This window comes from Paenibacillus graminis (assembly GCF_000758705.1).
GTDB lineage: Bacteria > Bacillota > Bacilli > Paenibacillales > Paenibacillaceae > Paenibacillus_AQ > Paenibacillus_AQ graminis.
The window spans coordinates 6,284,466-6,301,499 of sequence record NZ_CP009287.1 but is presented as its reverse complement, the minus strand read 5'-3'; the positions used below and the strand labels follow the sequence as shown (position 1 = coordinate 6,301,499).

Genomic DNA, 17,034 nt, shown 5'->3' with positions numbered 1-17,034 from the left:
TGTGTGTTTCTACCCGCCAATTCGTGATCGAAGCACTGTCTGTAGTCCCCTTGTTCTTGGCAGGCCATGCCCCTACACCCGGAATGTGGTGAGCAAGGAAGACTTGGTGCAAATTTTGCCATTAATCAGTCCCCCTCAGTGTTAAAATGTGCGGATTTCTAAATCATGGTTCTCATCTGGGTCATACTTGTGCTATCATAAACATTATAACGTTATAATTATCGAGTTGGAGCAGTCTCCGGTTTTAAATTTTCAATCCGGAGATGGAGATGGAGAAGGAGAAGGAGATGGAATAAGTGGGCACAGAGAATGTGCTGCGCAATTTGCAGCTGGTTGACGGGCGGACGGTTGACATCGCCATTCGGGATGGAATCATCAGCGCTATTACACCGGCAGGCCGGGCTGAAGGAAAAACAGTGCTGGACGGCTCCGGGCTATACGTATCCAGCGGATGGATTGATTTGCATGTGCATGCCGTACCTGAGCTTCATCCTTATGGCGATCATATCGACGAAATTGGTATACAACAGGGGGTAACAACCCTCGTTGATGCCGGGAGCTGCGGTGCGGACCGGATCGGGGCTTTTTATGCTGGAAGCCTGCTCACTGCCACCAATGTGTTGGCTTTTCTGAATATTTCCCGGATCGGTCTGGAGCGTACGGATGAGCTGTCGCAGCTGGAATGGATTGACCGGGACAAGGCTGTGCAGGCGGCAGCGGCTTATTCTGATTTCATTGTGGGGCTGAAGGCCCGCATAAGCCAAAGTGTCGTCAAAGAAAACGGTATTCAGCCGCTCAAGCTGGCCCGGGCGCTGTCGGCTGAGACGAAGCTTCCGCTGATGGTGCATGTTGGCTCTGCTCCCCCGGATATTTCCGAAGTGCTGGAACTGCTGCAGCCGGGGGATGTCATTACCCATTATCTCAACGGCAAGTCCAATAATTTGTTTCATACGGACGGCACGCCGCTCCAAGGGCTGCTGGAGGCAGTCTCAAGGGGAGTTCATCTGGATGTGGGTCATGGCACCGCAAGCTTTTCCTTCCGGATTGCCGGGCAGGCCAAGAAGGCGGGCATTCCACTGAATACAATCAGCACGGATATCTACCGGGGGAACCGGCTGAACGGCCCTGTGTACAGCATGTCGAATGTGCTGTCGAAATTTCTCTATCTGGGCTACAGCCTGGAGGAGATTATCCATGCGGTCACCCGGAATGCGGCATTGTGGCTTAAGAGGCCTGAGCTTGGAGAAATCAGTGTAGGGCAGCAGGCGAATCTGACACTGTTTGCCCTGCAAGAAGGCCGGAAGGAACTGACGGATTCGGAAGGCGATGTCCGGGTTGCGGACCACTATATTGAGGCCAAAGGAGTCTTTGCAAATGGATCACTCATTACATGCTAGATATGGACTGAAACGCGTAATTAATGCCAGCGGGAGAATGAGTATCCTTGGAGTCTCCGCTCAAACGGATACCGTCATGGAGGCGATGAAGCGAGGCGGCCAGCAGTATGTGGAGATCGCGGATCTCGTGGATAAATCGGGAGATTACATTGCCCGGCTGCTCCGGTCAGAGGCAGCGGTTGTCGTGAATTCGGCATCCAGCGGCATTGCGCTGTCGGTGGCGGCCATCGTAACCGGCGGTGATCTGCGGCTCAGCCTCCGCCTGCACCAGGAGCCTGTGCTTAAGAATGAAATTATTATGCTGAAGGGCCACAATGTGCAGTACGGTGCTCCGGTGGAAACGATGGTTTTCCTGGGCGGCGGCCGGGTGGTGGAAGCCGGATATGCCAACGAAGGCCGTAAGGAGCATATAGAACAAGCCATCGGTGACCGCACTGCAGCCATTCTTTATGTCAAATCCCATCATACCGTCCAGAAAAACATGATTTCTGTGGAAGAGGCCTGGGAGGTTGCCGCGCGCAGCGGAGTTCCGCTGATGGTCGATGCGGCTGCGGAAGAGGATCTGCTTAAATATGTCCAATATTCCGATCTTGCCATCTACAGCGGCTCCAAAGCCATTGAAGGTCCAACCTCGGGAATCGTTGCCGGCAAAAAGAAATATGTCGAATGGGTAAAGGTACAGCTGCACGGGATCGGCCGCAGCATGAAAGTCGGCAAAGAGACCACCTTTGGGCTGCTTCAGGCGCTGGAGGAATACCAGGACAAGGCTGACAACAGTGAAGTGGAGAAAAAAGCGCTGGAGGCGCTTCAGCAGCTGACCACACTTCATGGAGTTTCGGTCCGTATCGTGCAGGATGAAGCGGGCAGAGCCATATTCCGGGGACGCATCCAGATCGATGCCTCCGCCGCGGGAGTGGATGCCAAGACCGTCAATGACCGGTTGCGCGAGGGCGAAATTGCCGTGTACACGCGGGACTATGGAGTGAAGCAGGGGTATTTCGATATCGATCCCCGGTCTTTGCAGGGGGATGATCTTCAGGTGATCATAGACAGAATACATGACATTGTGGAGGGCAAATAGAATGAGTCAAATTCAGCAGCGTTTGTACAGGAACAGAGCCGCACTTAATGTGCTGGCAGGCAGTATCGGGAATGCCAGAGACGTCTTTGCGGCTGCGGAAGGGCATGTCCTGGTTGGCGTACTCTCCAAAAATTACGCCACCGCAGAGGAAGCGGCCGCTGCCATGACCGCATACGGCCAGGACATTCAGGATGCCGTATCCATCGGCCTGGGGGCCGGAGACAACCGCCAGGCGGCAGTTGTGGCGGAGATTGCGAAGAGCTATCCGGGAAGCCATATCAACCAGGTATTTCCGGCAGTAGGGGCAACCCGCGCCAATCTCGGAGCCCGGGACAGCTGGATCAACAGCCTGGTTTCTCCCTGCGGGCAGGCGGGTTATGTGAACATATCAACCGGTCCGGTCAGCTCGGGGATAACACCGCAGGCGATTGTTCCCGTGGAGGCCGCCATTGCCCTGGTACGGGATATGGGCGGCAATGCGCTCAAATATTTTCCCATGCAGGGCTTGAAGCTGGAGGAGGAGTACCGTGCCGTCGCCGCAGCCTGCGGTGAAGCCGGTTTTGCCCTGGAGCCTACAGGCGGCATTGATATGGACAATTTCGGGCCGATTCTGGAAATTGCCCTTCAGGCAGGGGTGCCGCAGGTCATCCCGCATGTCTATTCTTCCATTATTGATGCCGGCACAGGCAATACGAACGTGCAGGATGTCCGCAGATTACTAGGTATCATGAAATCGCTGGTGGACCAGTATGCCTAGGATTGCTGCTTTTGGCGAAGTGATGATGCGGCTGCAGGTGCCGGGCTATGAAACACTGGTTCAGAGCAGCAGGCTGGAGTATTCTTTTTCCGGGACCGGGGTTAATGTTACAGCCGCGCTGGCCAGATACGGTCATAACGGAGCCATCATTACGACTCTGCCGGAGACTCCGCTGGGCGATGCGGCTGTCGCTTATTTGCGCAAGCTGGGGATCGATACGACTCTGGTCAGCCGGGGGGGCCAACATCTGGGGATGTATTTTCTCGAAAATGGCTTCGGCGTCCGTCCCGGCAGGGTCACCTACACAGACCGGCTGGGGAGCAGCTTCAACACCGCAGCGGCGGGCAATTATGACATGGCTGCTCTGGCTTCCCGTGTGGATGTCCTTCATTTGTGCGGCATCACGCTGGCGATGAATGAGGAAGTGCGCAAGCAGATGAAGCGGCTCGCTGCGGAGGTGAAAAGCGCCGGGGGCAAGGTCGTCTTTGACTGCAACTACCGCCCGTCGCTCTGGGGGGCGGACGGCTATACCCTTGCCCGCCCGCATTATGAAGAGCTGCTGCAGCTGGCCGATACCGTGATGATGAATGAGCAGGATGCGCAGTTTATTCTTGGCATCGGAAAGGGAGAATATGATAGAATAACACAGTTGAAGCATGCCATTCCCGAAGTGGTGAAGCGCTTCGGCATCGGAACGGCAGCGGGAACCCACCGCGAGATTAACGATAACAACACGCATTCTTTAACCGGATATATTTATCATCAAGGCAGGTTCGAGTTTTCCCGGAAGCTGGCCTTTCCCGTGTTCGACCGGATCGGCGCCGGAGATGCTTTTGCCAGTGCCGTCATCCATGGGGAATTGCAGAAGTATCCGCCGCAGCAAACGGTCAATATGGCAGCGGCGGCGGCAATGCTGGCCCATACCATTGTAGGAGATACTGCGCTTTTTACAGAGGGTGAGGTGCTCCGGGCGCTGTCGGAACATACCTTAGATGTTGAAAGGTAGTGAACGGCCCGTGTCCCTGAAACGCAAGCAAGGTCCTTTATATCAGCAGATCCAAAAAATCCTCAAAGACCGGATTCTGCACGGCATCTATCCGCTGGGCAGCATTATTCCCTCCGAGCCGCAGCTCGAAAAGGAGTTCGGGGTCAGCAAAATGACGGTCCGCGGCGCGGTCCAGGAGCTGGCGCAGGAAGGTTATGTGCAGAAACGAAGCGGCATCGGCACGATAGTTACCCGCAATACCTCTTATCAAAAGCTCTCCAAGGGCAAGAGATTTACGGAGCTGCTGGTAGAGGAGGGACATAAGCTCGAAAAAAGACTGCTGTCTTCCGAGTTCATTGCAAATGTTGCCGGAACAGAGGAATATAACCGCTATGGACCCTACTGCCAGCGGATCGAACGTCTTTATATTCTGAACGGCCAGCCATATATTCATCTGATGCACATCCTGACTGCTGCTGCGCTGCCAGACGGCGGGACCCAAGAGATGGGTACGGATATCCAATCGCTCTATGACTCTTTGGAGGAGAACAACATCGTGCTGGAGAATTTTAAAGACCGCTTCTTTGTGGAGCCGGCTTCTGCCGAAGTCTGTCTGCTGCTGGAGCTGCCTCCGGGCACACATGTGCTCAAGCGTCTGCGCAACTCCTATGACGGGGAAGGCCAACTGATCGAACACAGCATTGGCAGCTATAATACCGCGCTTCATCATTACCTGGTCAGTTACGATGCTTGAAGCCGGCTTTGATCTGGTTACATTCAAGTTGGATTAGTTCAATGGATGGACAGATTGAAGGATGGACAAGTTGGAGAGAATGGCAAATGGATGGAATGGTAAATTATAAAACGGAACAATCGTTTCTGGAGGCTCTCGCCGTTTGCGGCGGGGGCCTTTTGTGTGCGGAAATTAGCAGATAACGTCCGGTGAACGTAAGCACTTGTTGGGGAATGCGGGGTAAAAGTGCTTTTGAATTCGGCGGATACGGGGGATATGGTGAAATGAGAGGTAAAAGTGCTTTTGAATTTGGCGGATACAGGGGATATGGTGAAATGAGAGGTAAAAGTGCTTTTGAATTTGGCGGATACAGGGGATATGGTGAAATGAGAGGTAAAAGTGCTTTTGAATTTGGCGGATACGGGGGATATGGTGAAATGAGAGGTAAAAGTGCTTTTGAATTTGGCGGATACGGGGGATATGGTGAGTGAGAGGTAAAAGTGCCTTTGAATTCCGGATGCGGACTACACGGATAGCGTCAAGGAGCGGGTAAAGATGAGCGCGTATCTTCCCGCGGATTTCGTTAGCAGGTTAAGTGGAAAAAGTATCACTAATTAGGTCACTTACCCTCCGTTTTGCAGGTAAAGTGGAAAAAGTATCACTATTCTAGCTCATTTCGCCCTCTGTTGAGGAATATAGCAGAATTAAGTTTCCTTTTTCCAATTAAACTCTCACAATTGCTGTTTTTGGAGAAATGAAGTGTACTTTTTCCAATTAGCTATTTCATACATAACGTGAGGAGAGAAAAAGTACCTTTGAATTCGGCACATGCAGGCAAGTTGGCGGGGTGAGAGAGAAAAGTATATTAGAATGGGTCGAAATGGGGTTGCGAAGCCGAGGACATTAGCTAATTTCACGTATATGTTTTACTTTTTTAAAGCAGGAGAGATTTGCAGGAGCCAGTGAAGGTTAGGGGAGACGTTCAAATTCATTTTTGTGAGCGGTTTCTTCAATGTGGAATAAGCCCGATCGGTTGTTTTTCTGGATTAATAAATCACATTGGATTAATGAGATTTTTTTCTTCCCAAATGACATGGTTTGTGAGAGAATAGTTACAATTCTTAGTTGTTAAGGTTTGCCATTACGCATTTAAAGGGAGGAAAACCCATTGTCAGAAGACCGCAAGCTGTCCTTTGAAACGTTAGCCGTGCATGCAGGCCAAGAGATTGATCCAACTACCTTCGCACGTGCAGTGCCGCTGTACCAGACCACTTCCTATGGATTCCGTGACGCCGAGCATGCGGCCAATTTGTTTGGGCTGAAGGAATTCGGCAATATTTATACGCGCCTTATGAATCCGACCACCGATGTGTTTGAGCAGCGGCTTGCCGCGCTGGAAGGCGGAGCGGGTGCGCTTGCGACAGCTTCCGGGGCAGCGGCGATCTCTTTTTCTATACTCAATATTGCCGGGGCCGGAGATGAAATAGTCTCTTCAGCAAGTTTGTATGGCGGAACTTATAATCTGTTCTCAACTACACTTCCCAAGCTGGGAATTAAGGTGCATTTTGTTGATTCCGATAACCCGGAGAACTTCCGCAGTGCGATCACGGACAAGACGAAGGCGCTTTACGCTGAAACGATCGGCAATCCGCAGGGGAATGTGCTGGACATCGAAGCCGTGGCGGCTATCGCCCATGAGCACGGAATCCCACTGATTGTGGATAATACGTTCCCGAGTCCGTACTTGCTCCGTCCGATTGAATTTGGGGCAGACATCGTTGTTCATTCCGCTACTAAATTCATTGGCGGGCACGGAACGTCTATCGGCGGCGTGATTGTGGACAGCGGGAAGTTCGATTGGAAAGCGAGCGGCAAATTCCCAGGCCTGACTGAGCCGGACCCTAGCTACCACGGTCTGGTCTACACGGAAGCAGTCGGTCCGCTTGCCTACATCATCAAAGCACGGGTACAGTTGCTGCGTGATTTGGGAGCATCCATATCGCCGTTTAACTCCTGGCTGCTCCTGCAAGGCCTTGAGACTCTGCACCTGAGACTAGAACGCCACAGCCAGAATGCGCTGAAGGTGGCTCAGTATCTGGAGCAGCATGAAGCTGTGGAATGGGTCAGCTATGCCGGATTGCCGAGCCATCCATCCTATAAGCTGGCCCGGAAGTATCTGCCTAAGGGACAGGGGGCCATTCTCACCTTTGGGATCAAGGGTGGAGCGGCTAACGGTGTTAAACTGATTGAGAACGTAAAGCTGTTCTCCCACCTGGCCAATGTCGGCGATTCCAAATCGCTGATTATCCATCCGGCGAGCACCACGCATCAGCAGCTTTCGGATGCGGAGCAGATTACAGCGGGGGTAACCCCGGAATTGATCCGGCTCTCCATCGGTACAGAAGCCATCGACGATATTCTCTATGATCTGGAGCAGGCTATCGCGGCCAGTCAACAGTAGTTAATACGGATACACAGATACAGGATTACATTTGGTATCCCCGTTTTTTTAGCAAACCCGGGTTCCCGATGCTTATCGGGTGATCGGGTTCAGCACATCATGCAGGCCGCTGTCCACATACGCACCGTTCACCGGAAGAGGAGCGGCGTATTTGCACAGTGGCCTTTTTGTTTATCTACTGCAATACCAACTCATATCACTTGCCCTGTAAGCATATGCCTAAAAAAGGGGGGAGCGGCGGCAGAACGTCATTGTTCTCCTGATTTGTTGCCCCTGATTAATTGGTAACGCTTGCATATTTTGCATAAGGTTCCCGTATTTATAAGGTGAGTGTTATTCATGCCGGCGGCAGCATCGAGCCAAGAGATCACCGGCAGCAATCCAAAGCTAAAAAAGGTGGGTGCGGAGATGAAGGGTGAACGTGAGCAGGATCAAAACCGGAATAAGGATGAGCGCCTGTTCAAGTATTTTACAGGGGACCGGACCATTGGGGTGGAGATGAGCCAGTCAGCAACAGTGGCTTCTGCGGCTGCGGAGTTTATTGCTGAAGGAGAACGCGCAAGTATAGGGGAGCCGCTGAACCGTGCTTATTTCAGACGTCCGGGAGAACGTCCGGCTTTTCTGGTGCTGCGGGATGGACGTGAGGAGCGGCCGGTCCAGCGGGAGGATGCCGGAGCCATACCGGCAGGCCCCTGTCTGATCCGCAGCGGCGAGTGGCTGCTTGCCCCTGAGGTGAACGGGCTCTATGCCAGCTGGCTGTTCAGCGAAACCGAGGCGCAGGAGGAGCGGATTCTGCAGCGGATATACTACAGGCTGCGCGCATCGGCTGCTGCACTCCTGGATTCGGCGGACGGTCTTTGGGCCGCTGTCATGCTGCCCTTTATGCCGGAGCTGGCCGATCAGCCGGCCAGGCTGGCTGCGCTGCAGGATGCGCAGCTTGAAGCACTGTTCGCGGCGGTCGCGGAGCGCCAGCGCCTGGGCGGCGACTGCCGCGTGGACCTGCTGGCGCCGTATCCCGCCAGCGCAGCGGAATTCGCGGCGCAGCGTGAATTCATCGAGGGCGTGGCCGAGCAGACGCTAGGCCACGCTTACGCGGCGGCGTGCCGCATCGGGGCGGTGATCCTGCCCGATGTGGAGCGCACAGCCGCCGGGGAAATCGCGCGCATCGCCGATTTCCTGGTGCTGGACGGCGCGGCGGGCGAAGCCGCGCCGGAGGATGCCGCCGGAGGCTTCGCCAAGGCGGCGGAAGAGATCCTGGCCGCCGTGCGCAGCGTGAAGCCGGCGGCGGCACTGCTCGCCGCGGGGGCACCGGCGGCGTATGCGCTGGCCGATCTGTACCGGATCGGCCTGAGCGGGATCTTTTGCAGCGCGGGCCAGCGGACCGAGGCGCTGCTGCGGGCAGCCTGCCTGACGTGGATCGCCCGGCAAGATCATGCGGATACAGCCGCCGGAGGCAGGCTGTAGCGGCCTGGCCGTCCAGTCGTCGCCCGGTCGTCTATACGTCTGCCCGGCCTATCCACCCGTCTGCCCGTCCGGGTGGGATCTTCCGCTCCGAACGGAACATTAGTAATGGGACTATTCCTCTTGCCTGCAGTCCCGAAGCTTTTCATAAAAGCCAAAACCCCGATTTCTCCTGCATTCAAAGCAACGGAGAAATCGGGTCTCTTTTTATTTGGAATTATGATTTTTGTTTATGTGAATAACGCCAAATCTCTAAAGGACGAATTTTTTTGGAAACAACGGCAGAAATGCCGTTGTTGAACCACCAGCGGCACGGTTACCTCGAAACAACGGCAGAAATGCCGTTGTTGAACCACCAGCGGGACGGTTGCCTCGAAACAACGGCAGAAATGCCGTTGTTAAAGCGCCAGCGGGACGGTTGCCTCGAAACAACGGCAGAAATGCCGTTGTTGAAGCGCCAGCGGGACGGTTGCCTCGAAACAACGGCAGAAATGCCGATGTTGAACCGCCAGCGGGACGGTTGCCTCGAAACAACGGCAGAAATGCCGTTGTTGAAACGCCAGCGGCACGGTTACCTCGAAACAACGGCAGAAATGCCGTTGTTGAACCACCAGCGGGACGGTTGCCTCGAAACAACGGCAGAAATGCCGTTGTTGAACCGCCAGCGGGACGGTTGCCTCGAAACAACGGCAGAAATGCCGTTGTTGAACCACCAGCGGGACGGTTGCCTCGAAACAACGGCAGAAATGCCGTTGTTGAACCACCAGCGGGACGGTTGCCTCGAAACAACGGCAGAAATGCCGTTGTTGAAACGCCAGCGGCACGGTTGCCTCGAAACAACGGCAGAAATGCCGATGTTGAAACGCCAGCGGCACGGTTGCCTCGAAACAACGGCAGAAATGCCGATGTTGAAACGCCAGCGGCACGGTTGCCTCGAAACAACGGCAGAAATGCCGTTGTTGAAGCGCCGCAGGTCGCTTTGTTCTTGTGAAGGGGCTATGAGGGATAAACAGTACCTATTTGCGGGTATCAAAAACGGCAACTCTCCCCAATCACTCCCACTTTTGAACCCAACCCAACCCAACCCTGTTTCGCCAGCAACGCTCCTCTTGCTTATACAGTCCGTTTAAGTATTTCCACCTGAAACCCGCTCCTATGTCCCACTGCCCAGCTCTGCTCTGCTCTAGCCCAACTGCACAGTAGCGCCAGCGGGAATCCGGCGGGATTGATCCTCTGCCGTAACCCATACATCCACTGCTGACGGATTATAGACGATGGACCGGGAAGCGGAGAAACGCAGCCCCCGGACAGCGGCCAGATAGTCGGCGATCTCGATATTGGTGGCATACCAGATATCTTTACGGCCGCCCATCATACCGGCGAATTGCTCTAATTCCTCCCAGTTATTGTTGTCGTTGAATTCGTAGCTGTGCCCCCAGACATACAGGAGCTGCAATCGTGGGTATTTGGGCTTCTCCTCCAGGAATTGCTGTCCAAACGCCAGCATATCGCGGTGATGACAGGTGGGATGCCAGGCCAGCAGGTTGTCCGGCAGGGTGAAGCTGCCATGGGACTGTACGGTTCGTGAATACTCGATACCCAGTGCAGGAAGCAGTCTCAGCACTTCGTCATTGTAATCACCGAACGGATAGGACATGCCCCTTACGGGATACCCGGCGATTTGCTCCAGGTGCTCGCGGTCCTTCAGAACCTCATCAGCGATGCCTTCGCGGGGGGTCATGGAAAGAAAGGGATGAGTGCTGGTATGCGCAGAAATTTCATGCCCTTCATAGAGAGAGGACACTTCTTCGCGGTTGATATAGCTGTCCCTGCCAAAGAATCCCGAATTCAAATGAAAAGAACCTTTCAATCCATGCCGGTTCAAGATCGCCACCAGCTGTCTGTCATAGACTCTGCCGTCATCCCAGCTTAGTGTGAGCGCTTTCGCGGCTCCGCCCGGGAAAAGATCAAGTTTGATTTTCATCACATCGTACCCTCCTGATTATTCAATAGCTTTCATTATGAAGAATGCCAGAGTCTGCAGGGATTGGCAAGTTTTGTTCTTGTTCATTGAAGACATATTGTAATTTGGCTTGAATGAGTTCATAAAATAGTTTTTTGGGCAGCAGTAAGATTCAGACAGCTATAAGCTAATTTATCGTCTAACAACGGCAGAAGTGTCATTGTTGAGCTTCAGCAAGGCAGCTAGCCGAAAAACAACGGCAAAAATGCCGTTGTTCGGCCCCTGCATGGAAGTTGTGGAGGATTACCGGGAAATCTGGCATGAGCCAGCCAATCTTCGCCACGCTGCATAATAGTGTGCGCTTGATAAGCTGCCGGATCTGTTCATCTGTAAGTGTGATGTGAATACAAGCAATTGCGCGTACTCACGTTCAGCAACACTATCCTCTGTTCATTTTAACCGTACTCTTTCTTCAGCAGTTGCCTTCAACTCCACCCATGGCTCTGCTTCGAGCCTGCCGTCACAACCCGGCCTTATGTATCCGGTATTCGGAAGGCGTGCAGAGAAACACTTTTTTGAATTGTCTGGAATAGTAATTATGGTCCCGGAATCCGCTATCCATGGCTACTTGGGAGATGGACAGTTCCGGGTTGCGCAGCAATGTGCAGGAGTAGTCCAGCCGTTTGCGGATGATGTAATCCATGGGCGTCGTATGATAATTCCGGGTGAACACGCGGAGGAACTGGCGCCTCGACATATAAGCCAGATCGGCCAGGTCCTGCAAAGAGACAGGCTGCAAAAAATGCTCCTCAATATAGGTAATCGCCTCTCCGATCCGCAGCGCCTTGTTCTCCGTCCCGCCGCCATTCTGCCGGTAATACCGTGACAGGGTGCCGACGAGCGCCGTGAAATAGGTGCGGATCATCAGCCGGTACCCGTCCGACTGCCGGTCATGCTCCTCCAGAATCCGGTCCAGCAAAAGATTCACCTCTTCCAGCTGCCTTGGCTCCAGCGAGAGCATCCCCTTGTAGAACATTTCTTTGCGGAAGAACGGCTCCAGATAGAACAAGGCCTGAAATCCCGGCAGGAGCTTCAGCTCAGGCAGCTGCAGCAGCTGATCGGGATGGAACATTACATTGACGTATTGAATATTCTGCACATTTTTGTAGCCGTGGGAGATATCGCTGTGAATAAAAAATACCTGCCCCGCAGAAACGGGATACTCCCTTCCTTCGATAATATGAATCGCACTCCCCTCCAAAATGACCACCAGCTCTGAGAAGTCATGGGAGTGAACGTAATAGTCATGGGTAAGCGGGCATTTCTGAATACGGAAAGTAAAGCCGGGCTCCAGTCCCAAATCCCGTGCATAAAGTTTATTTGTCATGTCGTTATTATGCTAAATAAGGGCCTCATCGTCAAGGAAGGGGCCGGCCGGATGCGCTAATCTGAAGAGGTAGATAACACAAGGTTGGAGGGTGCTTATGCAGCGTTGTTTATACAGGGGCGAGTGCAGGGAAGGCGGTGCTCCGGAGTCCTTTTTCCGTTCCCGGCTTCCGCGATTGAATGAACGTATGGAACTGCTGGACGTTAACCGGCTCAGCATATTTAAGGACGGCAAAGATCTGTTCCTTTATTATGAATGCGGCGGAGAGCTGCATGAACCAGAGGAGCTGCTGGCGGATACCGGGGAACTGCTCAAGGTCTGGCCGGGAGGGGCACAGCCAAGATGGTGGGTGCCCATGATGGATATTTTTCATTATCAGCAGCCCGTTTCCGAACAGCATTGGAAGCGCAATCAAGGGAAAGGGACACCCTTCGGTAGGGTGGCGGTTTTGAAGCCGGAGCAGGTTGCAAGCTATGTCTATCACCATTATCAATATCAGGAGGAGCGTCCGGGAGACGGGGACAAGTATGGAATCATCGGGCTTCATGAGAATTTGCTGTTCTTCTATACCGAACTGCCCGCGACGGTGGAATCCGTGCCATATTCCGGCAAGCTCACAACGAATCTCAGACCGGAGGATTGGGGGGGAGTTATGGAACCGCATTTTATCAAATGGGGGGATGCGCTGCCTGGCCAGGAAATTTGGAAAAAGCTCACTATGGTGCTAAACGTAGCCGTCCCCGCAGGTAAAAAGGAGGAGTGAACAGGATGCGCACATCGATATGTTTGAACGGGGAATGGGATTTCATGCCGCTCTACGACCAGCCCCTCTGCCGGACTCTTCCTGAGAGACTGGTGTACGAAGCACGTAAGGTACAGGTTCCTTCCAGCTGGCGCCACAGCTATCCGCAGCCATCAGGCACAAGATTCGGAGAGGTCGCAGAGCATGGCTTCGCGCCGCTGGATGTATACAGCTATCCAAGGGAATGGGATGCGGCGGAGGCAGGTGTGCTTCACCGGTCTTTTCAGGTGCCTGAGGTCATGCTGGGGCAGCGGGTTGTCCTGCGGTTCGATGGGATGATGCAAAAGGCGGCTGTCTATCTGGACCGCGAGCGCATCGCTGTCTGGGAGGACGGGTACCTGCCCCTGCGGCTGGATATCAGTTCATGGGTGAAGCCGGGTGAGGAGCAGCACCTGCATGTGGTCTGCGGAAACTTCGATCAGACAGTGCTGCCCTCCGGGGCCAGGAAGATGACGGGGCTTGTAGGCTCCTGGTTCGGCAGGATCGCAAGGGGAATATGGCAGGATGTATTCCTTGAAAGCTATCCCCGTGTAACGCTGGAGGATATTACAATCCGCACCTTCTTCCGCCAAGGCCTGCTGGAAGTGGACGCGCTTATTGGTACGGAATCCGGCAGCGCGTATGCGGAACCGCTGCAGGTGTTCCTTAAGGTAAACGACCGGATACCAGGGACGCTGCCGGTGCTTGAAGCGGAAGCCGGTGCAGAAGCCGTGCCTCTGCAGGCAAGGGACGGCAGGCAATTATGCGAGAATGCGGACAACAGGGAGTGGCAGGAAGCCCGGTTTGTGCTGTCGTGGCACGATGCTAAGCTGTGGAGCCCCGAAACTCCTAATCTTTATGAACTGGAGCTTGAGCTGCGGGCAGGGGGGCAAATTCTTGACCGCCGTACCGAAACGTTCGGCTTCCGGGAATTCTGGTGTGAAGGCCCGCAGTTTATATTGAACGGAACTCCAATTAACCTGCGCGGGGATTCCTGGCACTTCCAGGGTGCGGCACAGCAGACAGAAGGCTATATCCGCAATTGGTACCGTATGTGCAGACAGGCGGGTGTGAACAGCATCCGGCTGCATGCCGAACCGTACCCCTCCCAATATTTACGGATTGCCGATGAGGAAGGGATGCTTATTGTCGATGAAACCGCGATTTATGGCTCCAGCAAATCGATGGATGCCAATCATCCGGATTTCATAGCCAACTGCCGCACACATGTGCAGCGGCTGGTACAGCGTGACAAAAACCATCCTTCCGTCATCCTGTGGAGTGTACAGAATGAGATGCGCTGGGTCGACGGCCGGGACGGCTACAAGCAGCATATTCCCGGCCTGATGAAGCGGATGCGGGAGCTGGATTCCACCCGTCCGATCATGGTGGAAGGGGATAACCGGCTGCTCCCCAAGGAGTATACGGAGATAGAGAGCCGGCATTACAACATTGACGGCACCATCGCCCAATGGGACCGCAGCGTTCCGCTCACCTTTGGCGAGCATGGCGGCTGGTGGTATATCTGCCCGCAGAACAGCAGCATGTACGTGGGGCTTGGAGCATACCGTGATACGGACGCTAGTGCTGCCGGGCTTGCACAGAAGGAGCGGCTCTTCGTGGAGTATGCGCGGCGCCAGGGCGTATCCGGCATCTCCACCTTCAACTTCGTCCATTATTTCATGCGGGCGATGCCGGACCGGGATATTGTTCTGCCGCCTGCCGATCTGACGGCACCAGGGCCCAAGCCTGGGCTTATTCCGGCATACTCGCTTTCCCTGAACAACGGACTGCTGCCGGAGGAATATCCCGCGTATCGGGTCAACCCGTCCTTCGCGATCATGGCGGAGGCGTTCAAACCAGTCACGATGATGGCTGCCGAGTATAACCGCTGCTTCTTCGACGACTCGCTGATCCGCCGCAGCTTCGACGTGTATAACGATACGCTGGCTGAACAAGCTGTTACCATTGAGTGCACTGTTCAGCAGGGCGGACGCGTGGTTCATACGCAAGCCTTCAGCTTCCGTCAAGAGCCTGCTGAACGGCGGTGTATCCGGCTGGAGTGGATGCCGGATTCCGTAGACGGCGAAGGGGAGGCTGTGCTCGCGGCCAAGCTGTTCCACGGGGGGGAACTGAAGCATGAGCTTAGACTTAGCTACAGGCTGCTGTCCGGAAGCTGCAAGACTGCTCCGGTAGCACTGGAGCTGCCCGCTGTTTATATAGGCTCTAATAGAGACTATGAGCTGATTAAAGTCCTGGTTCCTCGCCTGGACCGCATAGAACCTGAAGCCGTAGAGCACCTGCCCGGCGGCATTCTGCTGATTGTCGGCAGCAAAATGCCGGATAGGGACGGGGAGGCGGACCGGAAGCTGAGAGGTTTTGTGCAGCGAGGAGGCAGGCTGCTGCTGCTGGAGCAGCTTCATCTCTCCCCCGGCAGGCTTCCGCTGGTCCGCAGAGAGTTCATCCGTGCCCAGGCGGGCAGCTATGAGCATCCGGTACTTCAGGGTCTCGGGGACGAGGACCTGATGTTCTGGCATGAGGAGCTCCGGGAGGAAGGGCCGCTGCCGGTCATTAAGGCCGCCTTTGAGAAGCCGGTGACCGGGGATTTCACCCTGCTGCTGGAATGCAGCAGCGGTGATTTCGGAGACGGCGGAGACCTGTGGTCGCCGCTGCTGGAATACCGGAACGGTGCAGGAATGTTCCTGGCGAATCAACTGGAGATTATGGATCATCTCCACCGGGTTCCCCAGGCCTGCCTGCTGCTGCGGAACCTGCTCCGCTATGCGGGCCGCGCGGTCTCCGCGGCTGCGGCACCCGTGCCCGCTGCGGTATGGGTCCGCAGCGGCGGTCCGGCGGAAGCCTTGCTCGGCAAGCTTCGCCTCAAGGGCACTTGGCTGGATAGCGCCGCCGGCTTATCCAGCCTGAGTCCCGGCCTCCTCGTGGTGGAGGCCGGACTGCTGAACGGACCGGGCGCGGCTGAGGCCGTCCGGCAGGCAGCAAGTGCCGGCAGCAGGGTGCTGGTGCTGCCGGCAGAGCCCGGCGGGCAGGAGGCGCTCGCCCGCCTGCTGGGCCGTCTCGTGCGCATCGCGCCGCACGGGACGTACCATCTGGAGGCGGACTACGCGCACGCCGCCGTCCGCGGAATCAGCCCTGTCGACCTGTTCGGGTTCGACAAGGTGCATCTCTCGCCCCGGGATGTAGTGAACCGGGAGCTGGCCTTGCACAGGCTGGAAGTGCCGGACGCCGATGTGCTGTGCACCAGCGTGGAGGGAACAGCCTGGAAGGATTATTTTGCCGGGCAGCATACCGCAGAATACAGCAGACTGGCGCTGGTCGAGCTGAACCGCGACAAGGCGCGTGAACCCGGAGACTTCCTGATCCGGGTCGCGGCAGGCGAGGGGGAAATCATCTGCTCGCAGCTGCTCACGGAACCGGACAGCGACAAAAGCCAACGGCTCTACACCCGCCTGCTGGGCAATATGGGCGCCGCCTTCGCGGATGAGCTGCTGACCCGTGATAAAGGGGATGCAGAATGGGCAGTAGAAGCGGCAATGGCGCTGCCTTGTCTGCCGTATGTAGACTTTCAGGCTATGAAGGATTATTATACCGACCCCGAATTCTCCTTGAACAATCTGGGTGAGGGGCTGTACGGCTGGATGAAGAAAAAAGAACGCCGCGCAGACGGAACGCTGTTAATTCCGGACCCGGCAGGCTGTCCGGTGTTTCTGAGCTGCTTTGTACATCTTCCGGTACTGCCTGGGGACAGCAGGAATGGAATCGTCCGCACCGGCAGGCTGCGGGTGAAAACGGACAACGCCTTCGAGATTTATCTGAACGGGGAATATGTTGCAGCCCCGGAGAAGGAGATCCGGCTGAGCAGCGGAATCAACCGGCTGATTGCCATCGTGCAGGGCGGCCGGGAGGACTTTGCCTTCGGCATGGTGTTCTTGAATAGCGACGGTACGTATATGAACGACTTGGAGTACCGGCTGACAATGGATGAGGTAGAGCCCAAGTGAACATTTTCC

At 55.1% G+C, this 17,034-nt stretch carries 15 protein-coding genes; 12 read left to right on the top strand and 3 right to left on the bottom strand.

The window, feature by feature from the left end; all coding sequences use genetic code 11:
• The first annotated feature begins 296 nt into the window (after window positions 1-296).
• The 8 genes from PGRAT_RS27205 to PGRAT_RS27170 all read left to right on the top strand — a co-directional run bounded on the left by PGRAT_RS27205 (window position 297) and on the right by PGRAT_RS27170 (window position 8,878).
• Entirely contained in the window at window positions 297-1,397 is a 1,101-nt protein-coding gene (locus tag PGRAT_RS27205) for an amidohydrolase/deacetylase family metallohydrolase (RefSeq protein ID WP_036704671.1), read from the top strand.
• Complete coding sequence (locus tag PGRAT_RS27200; RefSeq protein WP_025705332.1) at window positions 1,375-2,478, top strand: DgaE family pyridoxal phosphate-dependent ammonia lyase; 1,104 nt, start codon at window positions 1,375-1,377, stop codon at window positions 2,476-2,478. Before PGRAT_RS27205 ends, PGRAT_RS27200 begins: the two co-directional genes overlap by 23 nt.
• A gap of 1 nt (window position 2,479) precedes the next feature.
• Window positions 2,480-3,235 (top strand): 2-dehydro-3-deoxy-phosphogluconate aldolase, encoded by a 756-nt coding sequence (dagF, locus tag PGRAT_RS27195; RefSeq protein WP_025705333.1) that lies wholly within the window; start codon window positions 2,480-2,482, stop codon window positions 3,233-3,235.
• The gene (locus PGRAT_RS27190) at window positions 3,228-4,241 is read left to right on the top strand and encodes a sugar kinase (protein ID WP_025705334.1); all 1,014 of its coding nucleotides are present in this window, start codon (window positions 3,228-3,230) and stop codon (window positions 4,239-4,241) included. The genes dagF and PGRAT_RS27190 overlap by 8 nt, the downstream gene beginning before the upstream one ends.
• A gap of 10 nt (window positions 4,242-4,251) precedes the next feature.
• Entirely contained in the window at window positions 4,252-4,974 is a 723-nt protein-coding gene (locus tag PGRAT_RS27185; protein ID WP_025705335.1) for a GntR family transcriptional regulator, read from the top strand.
• Window positions 4,975-5,237: 263 nt separating this feature from the next.
• Window positions 5,238-5,444: a hypothetical protein gene (locus PGRAT_RS27180; RefSeq protein ID WP_042268412.1), complete on the top strand. Its 207-nt coding sequence runs from the start codon at window positions 5,238-5,240 to the stop codon at window positions 5,442-5,444.
• Window positions 5,445-6,121: 677 nt separating this feature from the next.
• Window positions 6,122-7,414: a homocysteine synthase gene (locus PGRAT_RS27175; RefSeq protein WP_025707439.1), complete on the top strand. Its 1,293-nt coding sequence runs from the start codon at window positions 6,122-6,124 to the stop codon at window positions 7,412-7,414.
• A gap of 339 nt (window positions 7,415-7,753) precedes the next feature.
• Complete coding sequence (locus PGRAT_RS27170; protein ID WP_042267499.1) at window positions 7,754-8,878, top strand: hypothetical protein; 1,125 nt, start codon at window positions 7,754-7,756, stop codon at window positions 8,876-8,878.
• Here the strand turns inward: PGRAT_RS27170 and PGRAT_RS33555 are convergent.
• Window positions 8,845-9,033, bottom strand: a complete 189-nt coding sequence (locus tag PGRAT_RS33555) for a hypothetical protein (protein WP_156124081.1) — start codon at window positions 9,031-9,033, stop codon at window positions 8,845-8,847. The genes PGRAT_RS27170 and PGRAT_RS33555 overlap by 34 nt on opposite strands.
• A 111-nt stretch (window positions 9,034-9,144) precedes the next feature.
• Between PGRAT_RS33555 and PGRAT_RS33550 the strand changes: the two genes are divergently transcribed.
• Window positions 9,145-10,005, top strand: a complete 861-nt coding sequence (locus tag PGRAT_RS33550) for a hypothetical protein (protein ID WP_042267497.1) — start codon at window positions 9,145-9,147, stop codon at window positions 10,003-10,005.
• A 53-nt stretch (window positions 10,006-10,058) separates the two neighbouring features.
• On the opposite strand, the gene PGRAT_RS27160 is transcribed toward PGRAT_RS33550, so the two are convergent.
• On the bottom strand, window positions 10,059-10,859 hold the full coding sequence (locus PGRAT_RS27160; protein ID WP_025707307.1) for a polysaccharide deacetylase family protein: 801 nt from the start codon (window positions 10,857-10,859) through the stop codon (window positions 10,059-10,061).
• 202 nt (window positions 10,860-11,061) lie between these two features.
• On the opposite strand from PGRAT_RS27160, the gene PGRAT_RS34730 reads away from it, so the two are divergent.
• Complete coding sequence (locus PGRAT_RS34730; protein WP_280515258.1) at window positions 11,062-11,190, top strand: hypothetical protein; 129 nt, start codon at window positions 11,062-11,064, stop codon at window positions 11,188-11,190.
• A 168-nt stretch (window positions 11,191-11,358) separates the two neighbouring features.
• On the opposite strand, the gene PGRAT_RS27155 is transcribed toward PGRAT_RS34730, so the two are convergent.
• Window positions 11,359-12,225, bottom strand: a complete 867-nt coding sequence (locus PGRAT_RS27155) for an AraC family transcriptional regulator (RefSeq protein WP_025707306.1) — start codon at window positions 12,223-12,225, stop codon at window positions 11,359-11,361.
• A gap of 97 nt (window positions 12,226-12,322) precedes the next feature.
• Between PGRAT_RS27155 and PGRAT_RS27150 the strand changes: the two genes are divergently transcribed.
• Both PGRAT_RS27150 and PGRAT_RS27145 read left to right on the top strand, forming a co-directional pair.
• Complete coding sequence (locus PGRAT_RS27150; RefSeq protein WP_036706019.1) at window positions 12,323-12,988, top strand: hypothetical protein; 666 nt, start codon at window positions 12,323-12,325, stop codon at window positions 12,986-12,988.
• A gap of 5 nt (window positions 12,989-12,993) precedes the next feature.
• A complete protein-coding gene (locus PGRAT_RS27145) occupies window positions 12,994-17,025 on the top strand; it encodes a glycoside hydrolase family 2 (protein ID WP_042267496.1) in 4,032 nt (1,343 codons plus the stop codon).
• Window positions 17,026-17,034 lie beyond the last annotated feature (9 nt).

Bases quoted from the DNA above. Each gene is read 5' to 3' on its own strand.
- PGRAT_RS27160 (WP_025707307.1), bottom strand. From the start codon at position 10,859: ATGAAAATCAAACTTGATCTTTTCCCGGGCGGAGCCGCGAAAGCGCTC.
- PGRAT_RS27170 (WP_042267499.1), top strand. From the start codon at position 7,754: ATGCCGGCGGCAGCATCGAGCCAAGAGATCACCGGCAGCAATCCAAAG.
- dagF (WP_025705333.1), top strand. From the start codon at position 2,480: ATGAGTCAAATTCAGCAGCGTTTGTACAGGAACAGAGCCGCACTTAAT.
- PGRAT_RS27150 (WP_036706019.1), top strand. From the start codon at position 12,323: ATGCAGCGTTGTTTATACAGGGGCGAGTGCAGGGAAGGCGGTGCTCCG.
- PGRAT_RS27155 (WP_025707306.1), bottom strand. From the start codon at position 12,225: ATGACAAATAAACTTTATGCACGGGATTTGGGACTGGAGCCCGGCTTT.
- PGRAT_RS27190 (WP_025705334.1), top strand. From the start codon at position 3,228: ATGCCTAGGATTGCTGCTTTTGGCGAAGTGATGATGCGGCTGCAGGTG.
- PGRAT_RS27145 (WP_042267496.1), top strand. From the start codon at position 12,994: ATGCGCACATCGATATGTTTGAACGGGGAATGGGATTTCATGCCGCTC.
- PGRAT_RS27180 (WP_042268412.1), top strand. From the start codon at position 5,238: ATGAGAGGTAAAAGTGCTTTTGAATTTGGCGGATACAGGGGATATGGT.
- PGRAT_RS27200 (WP_025705332.1), top strand. From the start codon at position 1,375: ATGGATCACTCATTACATGCTAGATATGGACTGAAACGCGTAATTAAT.